Genomic DNA, 12,105 nt, shown 5'->3' on the forward strand with positions numbered 1-12,105 from the left:
CCCCTCCCCCACCCGAGGAGACCCCCATGCCCCGTCCGGACCGTCCCCCCGCTCGCATACGTGCGCTCGTCGCCGCCCTCGCCGCCGTATGCATCACCGCGCTCGCCGCGACGCTGCTCGCAGGCCCCGCCTCCGCCGGCGAGGCGCCCCCGAAGCCGGCCGCCGACAGCAAGGCCGACAGCAGCGCTGCGGCCGACGACAAAGTGATCGGCTACTTCACCGAGTGGGGCGTCTACGACCGCAATTACCACGTCAAGAACGTCGAGACATCGGGCTCGGCCGACAAGCTGACGCACATCAACTACGCCTTCGGCAACGTCCAGGGCGGCAAGTGCACGGTCGGCGAAGCGTTCCCCGCGTACGAGAAGGCCTACACCGCGGAGCAGAGCGTCGACGGTGTCGCCGACACCTGGGACCAGTCGCTGCGCGGCAACTTCAACCAGCTCCGCAAGCTCAAGAAGCTCCACCCGGGCCTGAAGGTGCTGTGGTCCTTCGGCGGCTGGACCTGGTCCGGCGGCTTCACCCAGGCCGCCCAGAACCCCGCCGACTTCGCCCGGTCCTGCCACGACCTCGTCGAGGACCCGCGCTGGGCCGACGTCTTCGACGGCATCGACATCGACTGGGAGTACCCCAACGCCTGCGGCCTGAGCTGCGACAGCAGCGGCCGGGACGCCTACACGAACCTCATGCGGGCGCTGCGGGCGGAGTTCGGTGACGACAACCTCGTCACGGCCGCCATCACCGCCGACGCCTCCTCCGGCGGCAAGATCGACGCCGCCGACTACGCCGGGGCCGCCCAGTACGTCGACTGGTACAACCCGATGACATACGACTTCTTCGGCGCCTGGGCCGCCCAGGGACCCACCGCCCCGCACTCCCCCCTCACCACCTACGACGGCATCCCGCAGCAGGGCTTCACCACCGACGACGCCATCCGGAAGCTCACCTCCCTGGGCATCCCCTCCGAGAAGCTCCTGCTGGGCATCGGCTTCTACGGCCGCGGCTGGACGGGCGTCACACAGAAGGAGCCCGGCGGCACCGCGACCGGCCCCGCGCCCGGCACGTACGAACAGGGCATAGACGATTACAAGGTGCTGAAGGGCAAGTGCCCGGCGAACGGCACCGTCGCGGGCACCGCGTACGCCCACTGCGGCAACCAGTGGTGGAGCTACGACACCCCCGCCACCATCGCCGGAAAGATGGACTACAAGAACCGGCAGAACCTCGGAGGCACGTTCTTCTGGGAGCTCAGCGGTGACACCGCCGACGGCGAACTGATCAAGGCGATCGATTAGGTCCCCGCGGAAACCGGCCCCGCGTGCCTCCCGGGTACGCGGGGCCGCGCTCATCGAGCGGCATGAGCCGCCGCTGCTGGAGGTCGGCCAGATAGACCCGGGCGTCGTCCATGCCGAGGGCCTGGACGTGCCGGTTCACCACGGCGGACAGGTCAGTCGGGGCCGCCGACTGGACGTGTCTTACCAACTCTTCGAGAAGACGCTCGCCCGCCCCCGCGGGCATGTTTGCATGGGCCACGTGATCATCTCCTCCTCCCGGATGGCGAGTCTCCGCGATCCGTACGGCTACACCTGGGCCGCCCGGCACTGGTGGGAGGAGACTGGTGACGTGCACCCTGACGTACAGCCCGCGTCACGGCCGCCCCGGCCGGGGCGCAGACGCATCCGCCACGAGCCGAGGAGTGCCACCCGCTCATGACCGTGCCTCCGGGATCCCCCGTCCTCGACACCGCCTTCTTCCTCCGCTGGCTGCAGGACGCCACGCAGGTGATCACTCAGGAAGCCGACCAGCTCACCGAACTCGACTCCGCCATCGGGGACGCGGACCATGGCATCAATCTGCGGCGCGGCTTCACCTCGGCATCGGCGGCGGTGACCGCGGAGCCCTCGGACTCACCGGGCGGACTGCTGAAGGCCTTCGGGACGCACCTCACCCGTACGGTCGGCGGCGCCTCGGGACCGCTCTACGGGACCGTGCTGCGGCGGGCGGGGCGTGCGCTGGGCGATGAGGAGACGGTGAGCCCGGAGGCGCTCGGCGATGCCCTCGCGCAGGCCGTCGCCGGCGTGCGGCGGCTGGGCGACTCGGGGCCCGGGGACAAGACGATGGTGGATGCGCTGGCCCCGGCCGCCGAGGCGTACGCGGCCGCCCTGCAGAGCGGCGGGCAGCTCCGCGACGCCCTCGAAGCGGCGGCGCGGGCCGCCCAGGAGGGCGCCGAGGAGACGATCCCGATGCAGGCCCGCCGCGGCAGGGCCAGTTACCTCGGCGCGCGGAGCATCGGTCACCAGGACCCCGGTGCCACGTCGTCGGCCCTGCTGATCACGGCACTGTACGAGGCGGCCACCGGACACTCCGGGGAAACGGAGGCGGCATCCGGCAAGGCCTCCGGGGCGGTGGATCCGTTGACCGATGAGGCCACCGGCGGGGGCGCCGAGGCCTCGGCCCCGGAGGGTGACGAGGAGCAGGACGAGGAGGCCGAGCGCAAGAACGCGACGGGCGGTGGTGGGCCACGCCCACGCGTCGGCGTCGTCCTCGTCTCGCACAGCAGTGAACTGGCCGACGCCACCGCCGATCTGGCCAAGGCCCTGGTCGGTTCGGGCGACCCGGCGCCGGTCGCCGCGGCAGGTGGTGTCGAGGGCGGCGGCATCGGCACCAGTTCCACGCTGGTCCGCGAGGCGGTCAAGGCGGTGGACGGCGGCCGCGGCGTCGTCGTGCTGTGCGACATGGGCAGTGCGGTGCTGACGATGAAGGCGCTGCTCGCGGAGACCGGGGAGGGCGCCCTTCCGAAGGACGTGCGGATCGCGGACGCCCCGTTCGTCGAGGGCGCGGTCGCGGCCCTGGTGACCGCTTCGACCGGAGCGGACCTCGACGCCATCATGGCCGCCACGGACGACGCCCGCACCTATCGCAAACTCTGAGCCCCTGCAAGGATCCTGACGGCCCGTCAAAGCTCGGCGGACCGTCAGCGCTTGATCCGCAGACTCCGCAGCCGGTTGAGCGCGGCGGCGATCTCGTGGCGGCGCGGTACCGCGCAGTCGTCCTCGTGGACGGTGAGCAACTCGGCCGCGCCGCGCGCGAGATCACGGTCCAGCAGGTCCAGCGCCTCGGCGAGCGTCCGGCCGCCGTCCAGGTGGCCCCGGCGCACCAGGAGTTCCATGGCGAACCCGGCGCCCGTGACATACCCCCGGTCGGGCATCTGCTCCACCGCCCGTACGTCCACGTGCTGATCGCCGAAGGCGAGGGCGTCGGTGCCCCGGGACTTGACGCGCGAGCGGCCCCGGACGCGGGAGTCGACGGACGCGGGGTCGGGGCTGCGGTGGGTCACGGGCGGGAAGGAGTCCGCCTCGGCATGACGGCCGGTCGGGACGCGGGCCAGCTCGTGCGCCCTCTCGGTGACGTCGGAAGGCCGGTAGGCGTCCATCATGATCACCTGGTCGGCGACGTCCATGTAGTCGCCCGATCCACCCATGACGAGAACGGTGGACACCTCGTGGTCGCGGTGCAGCGACCGAACGAGGTCGACGAACGGAGTCAGCGGCTCGCGGTCCTTGGCGACCAGCGCCTGCATCCGTGCGTCACGGATCATCAGGTTCGTGGCGGCGGTGTCCTCGTCGATCAGCAGCGTCCCGGCGCCCGCTTCGACCGCCTCCACCAGTGATGCGGCCTGCGAGGTGGATCCTGACGCGTTGTCCGTGGAGAAGTCGGCGGTGTCGGCACCGCTGGGCAGATGGCTGACGAAGGCGTGCACATCCACGCGCTCGACGCGGCGGCCGTCCTCGGCACGGATCTTGACGGTGTCGCCGCGGGAGGCCACCAACTCCCGTCCGTCGCCGGGGACATGGTCGAAGACGCCCGCCTCCAGCGCCCGCAGCAGGGTGGACTTGCCGTGGAAGCCTCCGCCGACGATCAGCGTGACGCCCTCGGGTACGCCCATGCCCGTGACCCGCCCCGCGTTCGGCAGGTCCACCTCCACCCGGAAGGCGTCCGGGGATGCAAACGGCACTGTCGCGGGCCCGGCCAGCGGCCGGTCGTCCACGCCGCTGCGGCGCGGCAGAACAGCACCGTCGGCGACGAACGCGACCAGCCCGCGCGGCTCCAGGGACCGCCGCAGCACATCGGTGTCCTCCACGGTGTCGACGAAGCGGCGCACCTCGGCCGCGTCCAGCGAGGCGTACCGCAGGGCGCGTTCGACGACGCGCGGGAGCAGCCGGCACAGGACCTCCTCGGCGGCACGGCCGTCGATCCGCCGTCCCCGGCCCGGGAGTTCGACGCCCAGGCGGACCGTCACCGCACCCGCGGCGTCGTCACCGCTGCCGCCACCGCTGCCGATGCCGATGCCGTCGCCGATCCTGCACGAGGAGCGGTCGAGCACCTCCTGACCGCCGTGGTCGATATGCACCGGGCCCCGGCCCGCCACGGCGGCGGCCCGGCGCACCAGATACCCGGCGAGGGCACGTCGGCGCACCGCACTGTCCCTCAACTCCCCGGGGAATCCCGCGTGTTCGGCGGGCACGTGCAAGGCGAGGCGGGCGGGCGGCGCATACGGGTCGGCCTGGCCGCGGACCACCTCGAGGGTGAAGCCCGCCATCTGCCATGCGCCGCCGAGCGACTTGTACCGGCCGTAGGACGCACCGTCCAGATGACGCAGTTGCTCGGCCAGTCCCGTACGCATGGGCTCCCTCGTTCCGTGAACATCCGTCCCGACGAGCCTAGACCGGCCGGATTCGTCACGCCGACCGGAGCGGGTCCCTCGCACCGCACCGGCCATCGCACGCACCAGCCACCGCGCGTACCAGCCACCGCGCGCACCGGCCGTCGCTCCCGAAGGGATCCGTCACGGCCCGCCGTGCGGAACCGTCACTCCATGGGACGGTCGTGGAGGACGAATTCGCACCACACGCTCTTGCCGCTCCCCCGGGACTCCACACCCCAGACATCCGCCAGCCGGTCCACCAGCAGCAGCCCGCGCCCGGAGACGCCGCTCTCCCCCGGCTCCCGGCGCCGCGGCCAGGTGCTGGAGGAGTCCTGCACCTCGACCCGGAGCCGCCGCTCCGCGCCGCCCGGCATACGGGCGGTCACCACGGCGCCGCCGTCGGTGTGCATCAGGGCGTTGGTGATCAGTTCGTCGGCGACCAGTTCCACCTCGTCGGCGCGGCCTCCGGCGCCCCAGTCCCGTACGGCCTGGCTGATCATGTGCCGGGCCAGGCTCAGGGCCTCCGGGTCGCCCTGGGCGACGTGCTGGTGGACCCGGCGGCCGATCTCGGGGATGGGCTCCCCCTCCCTGCGGAGCAGGAGCATCGCCATGTCGTCGCCCCCGGTCCGCTCCCCCATCGCCGCGCTCAGATGGTCGGCGAGCTCCTCGACCAGGTGCGGGCCGTCGGACGCCGCGGCGGCCAGCAGCCGCAGCCCGTCGTCGAGGTCCTTCCCCGGCTGCTCCACGAGCCCGTCGGTGAACAGCATCAACGTTTCGCCGGGGTCGAGGACCACGCGGGTCACCGGGTAGTCGGTCTGCCCGAACGCCGCCGATACTCCGAGCGGAAGGCCGCCCGCAGCCTGGACGGGCCGGCAGCCGCTGACGGGGTGCCGGATCATCGGTTCGATGTGCCCCGCCCTGACCAGCTGCACCGTCCCGTCCACCGGATCCACCTCGGCGTACAGGCAGGTCGCGAAGCGGTCGGTGTCCAGCTCGTGCAGGAAGACCGAGGCGCGGGCCATGACGGTGGCGGGAGCGTGGCCCTCGGAGGCGTACGCGCGCAGGGCTATGCGGAGCTGGCCCATGACGGCGGCGGCGTGCGTGTCGTGCCCCTGGACGTCGCCGATGACGGCGCCGACCCGGCCTCCCGGCACGGGGATCACGTCGTACCAGTCGCCGCCCACCTCGCGGCCGAAGCGTGCCGAGCGGTAGCGGACGGCTATCCGGGCGCCGGGGACGGTCGCGATGCTGCGCGGCAGCATCGCCGTCTGCAGGCCCTCGGCGATGTCGTGCTCCTGGTCGAAGAGCATCGCCCGCTGGAGGCCCTGGGCGATGCTGCTGCTGAGGGCGACGAGGATGTTGCGCTCCTCCGGGGTGAAGTCGTGCTTGCCCCGGTAGAGGAGGCCGATCGCGCCGAGCGGGCGGGCCTGGGCGATCAGCGGGAGATAGGCGGCGGCCGAGACGTCCAGCGGCTCGACGTACGGCCACAGCCGCGGATAGCGGCGGGAGAACTCCTCGGGCGAGGTGATCAGGCGCGGGGTGAGCGTGCGGACCACCTCGCTCATCGGGTACTCCTCGTCGACCCGCGTGTACTCGAGCTCCGGCACCCAGCTTCCGGCCTGTCCCTCGGCCACGACGTGGATCCGCCCGTTGTCCATCAGCCCCATCACCAGGCTGACGGCGCCGAGGCGGCCCAGGCCCTGGCTGCCGCCGAGCACGTCGATGACGTCCTGGACGGTGATCGCGTGGGCGAGAGCGGCCGTGGTCTCGTCGATCACGCTGGTCTGGCGTCTTCGCTCCTCGTTGAGGGCGATGCGCTCGGCGGAGTGGGCCAGCTCCTGGGTGGCGTCCCGGATGATCCCGAGTACGCGGACGGCGCGGCCGTCGTCGCCTCGCTGGATGTGGCCCTGGGTGTGGGTCCAGCGCAGGGACCCGTCACGGCAGCGGATACGGAAGTACGCGCCGTACGCGCCGGCGCCGCCCTTGATCGCATGGGTGACGACGGCGTCGAGGCGCTCGGCCTCGCCGGTGGGTACGCGCTCGGCCAGGGTCGCCGGACGGCCGTCGTACTCGTCGGGGTCCATCTCGAAGACCTCGAGGGCCGGGGCGTCCATGTGCATCCGGCCGCTGTCGAGGTCCCAGTCGAAGCTGCCCATGCGGTTGAGCGCGAGATTGACGTCCGCGCGGACGGGCCAGTCGGCGGGCAGCGGGGCGGTGGGGGCCGGGGTAGTTCCCCGATCAACCATGTCGCCCTCCTGGTCCGGCGTACCCACCCCTGAGCCGTGCGCCGGCTTCCTGCGCTCTGCCACTCAGCGCAACTCTGTCACTCTTTATGCGATTTTTCGAAAGGTACAGGCGAAAACTGATCGCGGCGGTCCCCGATTCCCGCGCAGGCACGGATGCAGCGGCGGAGGGGCCGGCAACTCTGGGTTGCCGACCCCTCCACCGCCCTTCCGGACTCCCACCGTTTCCGGCGTCCCCACCGGAGCTTCCGGTCTCCGGCGGGGACTTCCGGTTTCTTGCGGGCGCCTACTTCTCGGCGCCGACCTTCTTGCCGTCCGGGGAGACGGTGAACCATGCGTCGCCCACGCCCTGGCCGTTGGTGTCACCGGGCTTCTCGTCGCCGGTGTACCAGTACAGGAGCCAGCAGTCGATCGCGAGCTGCTCGTCACCGTCGGGGCGGGTGAACTTCGAGAGCAGCTTGGGGTTCACGCCCTCGACATCGTTCTTGTCGACCGGCTTGGCCGGCTTCCAGGTGTCCAGGCACGCACCGGTGCAGTTGGACTTCATCGGCCACGCCGAGTCCTTGTTGAACCGGTAGAGCGTACGGCCCTTGGCGTCGCGGAGGATCTCGCCGAGCTTCGCGTCCTTGAAGGTGGACAACGCCGCCTTCGATTCGCCGCCCGCCCCGGCTTCGCCGCCTTCGCCGCCGCCCTGGTCGGCACCGTCGCCGGACGCCTTCTTGCCGTCGGGCGCCGAGGCATGCCACGTACCGCCCACGCCCTCGCCCTTGATCTGCCACGGCTTGGTGTCCTTGGCGTACCGGTACATCGGCCAGCCGTCGACGGTCAGTTGCTGCGTGCCGTCGGCACGGGTGACCTCACCGAGAAGGGAGGGGTCGATACCGGCGGCGGACGAGACGTCGGAGGCGGGGACGGGAGGCCAGGCGGTGGCGCAGTCGCCGTCGCAGCCGGACTTCGGCGGCTTGGCCGTGTCCTTGTCGAAGCGGTAGAGGGTGAAGCCTTCGCTGTCGGTGAGAACGGAGCCGAGCTTCTTGTCGTCACCGATCATCAGCTGCCCGGCCGGCTTGGCCTGGGACTTCTCGCCCTGGGGGTTCGCACCGCCGTACCCGCCCCCGTTGGCCTTGTCCTGCCCGCCGTAGGCGGCGTCGGCCTGTCCGGCCGGCTGAGCAGCGGTCGGCTGCGACTGCTTCTGCTGGGAGCCGCAACCCGCTGTCAGCATGACCGCCACCGCGGCCACCGCGATCGAGGCGCTCTGCCACTTCCTCATCGTCCACTCCTGCAATCGGCTTCCCGTCCGGCGCGGGTGTGCGCCTCTGACAGCGCTATGTACGGACGGTGGAGCACGGCGTGTTCAAAGGCGGGGCAATATTTTTCCGCGGCGGTACGCACCGTGACCGTCCACCGGACCTGCCGAAGCGGCTCGTACGCAGGCCGGGGCGTACTGCGTCACCGGTCAACCGCCGTGGTGCGGCGGGCGGTTGAGGCGTGATCGACGGACGGTCAGGCGCCCGTCGCCCGGGGCGGGTCGGAGACGAGGACCGGATCCGGGCCCACCCGAAGGCCCCCGGCCCGCCCACGCGAAACCCCCGTCCATTCACCCGAAGGCCGCCAGCCGCCCATGCGAAGGCGCACGGCCGCCCACGCGAAGACCCCCAGCCGCCCACGCGAAGGCCCCCGCCGGGCACCAAGTGCCGGGCGGGGGCCTGTCGCTGATCGCGGGCTCAGGGCTCGCGGCCGAGGAGGGCGACCAGCCGGTCCTGTACGGGCGCGGCGTCCTGCACCTTCACGGCGGGGCCGAAGACGCCGTAGCCCCGCCAACTGTCGGCATACGGCTCGACGTAGGCGTAGACCTCGGCGGCGAGGTCCTCGTCAAGGGTGTCGTCGACCTCGATGCCGCGGGCCAGATCCCAGGCGTGCACGGCGAGGTCCGTGACCATCTGCCACATGTACTCGGGCGCGGGCGTCGGCCCGCTGCTGGTGTGCACGTCGATGTCGAGGGCGCCGGGCCGGTGGAACGCGGCTTTCGACTCCGCCGCCGCGGCGTCCCACGCCGCGACCGGGTCATCGCCGAGCACATCGCCGTCGAACCGGTCGCCGACCTCGGCCAGGGTCGCGCCGCGCAGCAGCCACGGTGCCCACAGATGCTCGCCGACGACGTGGTTCACCAGATCGCGCACCGACCACTCGGCGCACGGCGTACCGGCCGTCCACCGGTCGTCCTGCACACGGTGCACCCGCCGGCCGAACTCCTTCAGCCCGGTGTCGAACGCGTCCAGCAGTTCCATGGCTTCACCCCCTTCCGGCGGGCGGCGGAGCCGGCTCGGGCTGGGGCTCGGGCCCGGGGGCCGGCGGTTCCGGTGACGTCGGCCCCGGCGGCACCGGCGGAACCGGGTCCGGCTCGGGGACGGGCAGAGGCCCAGGGCCCGGTCCAGGACCGGGTCCCGGACCGGGCCCGGGCCCCGGCGGAGGCGTCGGCGCCGGAGGTACGGGATCGGGTCGGGGTGTGGTCATGGTGAACCTCCCGGGCATCATCGATCGGTGTGCGGCTGTTCCCGCACGGCTCGGCGAGTACCCCGTGGCCGTGCGTTCAGACCCCGTCGGCACCCCGACACCGCCCGAAAGTGGCATGGTGATCTCCACCAGTGGGCTGACATGGCGGCTCGGAGTACTCCGAATGTGGTACGCCGGTGGACCCTGGGAGACGACGACAACTCCCCTGCTCCTTGGAGATCGTTGGGCCATGACGATCCGTACCCGCTCACACCGGCCGGCCGGGCGATGAGCCCCCTGACGCTGTCGGTTCTGCTGTCCCTGGTGTCGGCGGTCTGCTACGCCGCGACCGCCATCGTCCAGGAGCGGGTCGCAGCCACCGGTCCGCCGCAGCGCCTCGGGCTGCTCCGGCGGGGCGCCTGGTGGGCAGCGATGGGGCTGAGCGGCGCCGGCGCGGGTCTGCACGTACTGGCGCTGGGAGCCGGGCCGCTGGCGATCGTCCAGCCGCTGGGTGTGCTGACCATCGTGTTCGTGCTGCCGATGGCCGCCCTCTGCGTGGGCCGCGAGGTGACGGCGGCTGGGTGGCGCGGGTCCCTGATGGTCGCGGCCGGACTGGCCGGACTCCTGCTGCTCACCGGCGCTTCGCGCTCACGCGCCCTGTCCGGGTCCGAGCAACTCGCGGTCGCGGTGGTCACGGCGTGCGCGATCGGCGCGCTGGTGCTGACAGGTTGGCGGGCGCGGCGGGCCGCCGCGCGGGGGCTGGCGCTGGCCGCGGCCGCCGGAGTGTCCTTCGGTGTCTCGTCCGTGTTCGTGAAGACGGTCGCCGAGGCCTGGTCGACATCCTCGGTCACGGACGCGCTGCCCGGCCTGGGCGTGATCGCCGTGCTCGCGACAACGGGGGTCGCCGCGTCGCAGGCCTCGTACCGCGGTGCAGGTCTGACCGCGCCGCTGGCCACCGTCACGGTCGTCAACCCGGTCGTGGCCGCCACCATCGGCATCGTGCTGCTCGACGAGGGCATCAGGTTCGGCGTGGCCGGAGTGCCGGTGACGCTCGCGGCGGGGGCGCTCACGGCCTGGGGCCTGGTGGTCCTGACGGCCGACGGCGCGGCGCGCGAGAGGAGCGAGGCGCACCGGGCGCCGCGACCGACCGTGGAGGCGGGCAGGGAGCGTGGGATCCGCATCCCGGCTCCGGCGATGGCCTCGGCCGATGGGCCGCTTCTCGACCAACGGTCCACTGTGATCACCTCGCAGGAGTCCCGGCGCGCGGAGACGCCGCTGCTGACCGCGAGCTGACGGTAAGGGCCCGGCGAGGGCCGAGAGCGCGCCGCGAGCCAAGAGCACACCGCGGTCCGAGGGCACACCGCGAGCCAAGAGCACACCGCGGACCGAGGACGCACCGCGGACCGGCACTGCGCCGTCGAGAGCGGCCCGAGGGCGGGCGGCGCGGCCGGGACCCGACGGCGGTGAAGGTGCCGTTCCTGGAGGCTCGGACCACCCCCTACCGAACGGGCATGCCCGGTTCGCCGCGCGGTCCGGGCACGAAACGGGCCCCCGCACCCTCCTCCCGGGCAGTGGCCGACCTCGCAGCAAGCGCTTCCCATGCCGCTGATCTGCGGGATTCTTTCTTGCGAAACGGTCACAAACAGTCAGGATCCTTGTCGCTTCGAACCTGGTCACGGCAGATTCAGGCTTGTTAAATCAACACGCAAGCCCGAACGGTCATCGCTCATCGCTGATCGCAAGAGCGGGACCCCGCAGCGAGGGAGGTGCGCAGTGGACGCCGAGGAGCGCAGAAGGGCCATGCTCGAGCTGGCACGGCGCGCAGGCTCCGTCGACGTCGCCAAGCTCTCCGCGGACTTCGGCATCTCCAAGGAGACCGTCCGCCGGGACCTCGGCCTGCTGGAGGACCACGGGCTGATCCGGCGTACGCACGGGGGTGCCTATCCCGTGGAGAGCGCCGGGTTCGAGACAACCCTCGCCTTCCGCACCACCATGCACGTCCCGGAGAAGTCCCGGATCGCCTCGGCAGCCGCGGAGTTGCTCGGCGACGCCGAAACCGTCTTCGTCGACGAGGGATTCACCCCCCAGCTCATCGCCGAGGCACTGCCCAGGGACCGGCCGCTGACCGTGGTGACGGCGTCCCTGACCGTGGCCGCGGCGCTCGCCACGAGCGAGCGGATCACCGTGCTGCTGCTGGGCGGGCGGGTACGCGGCGGCACGATGGCGACCGTCGACCACTGGACCGTGCGGATGCTCTCCGGCTTCGTGATCGACCTCGCGTACGTCGGCGCCAACGGCATCTCCCGCACGTACGGTCTGACCACCCCCGACCCTGCCGTGAGCGATGTGAAGAAGCAGGTGATGAAGGTGTCCCGGCGCCGGGTCCTCGCGGGCGTCCACACCAAGTTCGGGGCCGCCAGCTTCTGCCGGTTCGGCGAGGTGGGCGACCTCGAGGCCATCGTCACCGACACCGGGTTGCCCTCGTCCGAGGCGGGCCGCTACTCGCTCCTCGGTCCCCAGGTCCTACGGGTGTGAGCCGCACGCCCTCCGACAACTCCACCCGTTCCGCTCGACCGCCACGAGGCGGCGTGGCCCGGTCGCGTACGCCCGGAGCCGGGCCGCGCACCCGGCAGTCCGCTCCCAACGGCCCGCCCTCGCCCAGCAGTT

General features: G+C 72.1%; 9 protein-coding genes and 1 pseudogene. 5 read left to right on the forward strand and 5 right to left on the reverse strand.

What is annotated here, in order from left to right:
- Nucleotides 1–26: 26 nt before the first annotated feature.
- Entirely contained in the window at nt 27–1,295 is a 1,269-nt protein-coding gene (locus tag ACGFNH_RS05890) for a glycoside hydrolase family 18 protein (RefSeq protein WP_393651791.1), read from the forward strand.
- On the opposite strand, the gene ACGFNH_RS05895 is transcribed toward ACGFNH_RS05890, so the two are convergent.
- A complete protein-coding gene (locus tag ACGFNH_RS05895; RefSeq protein ID WP_393651792.1) occupies nt 1,279–1,533 on the reverse strand; it encodes a hypothetical protein in 255 nt (84 codons plus the stop codon). The two genes, ACGFNH_RS05890 and ACGFNH_RS05895, sit on opposite strands and share 17 nt — an antisense overlap.
- 176 nt (nt 1,534–1,709) lie before the next feature.
- Between ACGFNH_RS05895 and dhaL the strand changes: the two are divergent.
- Both dhaL and ACGFNH_RS05905 read left to right on the forward strand, forming a co-directional pair.
- A pseudogene (gene dhaL / locus ACGFNH_RS05900) lies at nt 1,710–2,354 on the forward strand (dihydroxyacetone kinase subunit DhaL); the annotation flags it as partial.
- A 51-nt stretch (nt 2,355–2,405) separates the two neighbouring features.
- Nucleotides 2,406–2,930: a PTS-dependent dihydroxyacetone kinase phosphotransferase subunit DhaM gene (locus ACGFNH_RS05905; protein ID WP_393652223.1), complete on the forward strand. Its 525-nt coding sequence runs from the start codon at nt 2,406–2,408 to the stop codon at nt 2,928–2,930.
- Between the two features lie 44 nt (nt 2,931–2,974).
- On the opposite strand, the gene ACGFNH_RS05910 is transcribed toward ACGFNH_RS05905, so the two are convergent.
- From ACGFNH_RS05910 to ACGFNH_RS05925, 4 genes are all read right to left on the reverse strand, one after another.
- Nucleotides 2,975–4,684, reverse strand: coding sequence for an ABC-ATPase domain-containing protein (locus ACGFNH_RS05910; protein WP_393651793.1), 1,710 nt, complete (start codon nt 4,682–4,684; stop codon nt 2,975–2,977).
- A 185-nt stretch (nt 4,685–4,869) separates the two neighbouring features.
- Nucleotides 4,870–6,951, reverse strand: coding sequence for a SpoIIE family protein phosphatase (locus ACGFNH_RS05915; RefSeq protein WP_393651794.1), 2,082 nt, complete (start codon nt 6,949–6,951; stop codon nt 4,870–4,872).
- Nucleotides 6,952–7,234: 283 nt separating this feature from the next.
- Nucleotides 7,235–8,215: an SCO0930 family lipoprotein gene (locus tag ACGFNH_RS05920; protein WP_393651795.1), complete on the reverse strand. Its 981-nt coding sequence runs from the start codon at nt 8,213–8,215 to the stop codon at nt 7,235–7,237.
- 454 nt (nt 8,216–8,669) lie between these two features.
- Complete coding sequence (locus ACGFNH_RS05925) at nt 8,670–9,233, reverse strand: TIGR03086 family metal-binding protein (protein WP_393651796.1); 564 nt, start codon at nt 9,231–9,233, stop codon at nt 8,670–8,672.
- A 493-nt stretch (nt 9,234–9,726) separates the two neighbouring features.
- On the opposite strand from ACGFNH_RS05925, the gene ACGFNH_RS05930 reads away from it, so the two are divergent.
- Nucleotides 9,727–10,731, forward strand: a complete 1,005-nt coding sequence (locus ACGFNH_RS05930) for a DMT family transporter (protein WP_393651797.1) — start codon at nt 9,727–9,729, stop codon at nt 10,729–10,731.
- Between the two features lie 480 nt (nt 10,732–11,211).
- Nucleotides 11,212–11,973: a DeoR/GlpR family DNA-binding transcription regulator gene (locus ACGFNH_RS05935; RefSeq protein ID WP_393651798.1), complete on the forward strand. Its 762-nt coding sequence runs from the start codon at nt 11,212–11,214 to the stop codon at nt 11,971–11,973.
- Nucleotides 11,974–12,105 lie beyond the last annotated feature (132 nt).

This window comes from Streptomyces sp. NPDC048639, assembly GCF_043199075.1.
GTDB lineage: Bacteria > Actinomycetota > Actinomycetes > Streptomycetales > Streptomycetaceae > Streptomyces.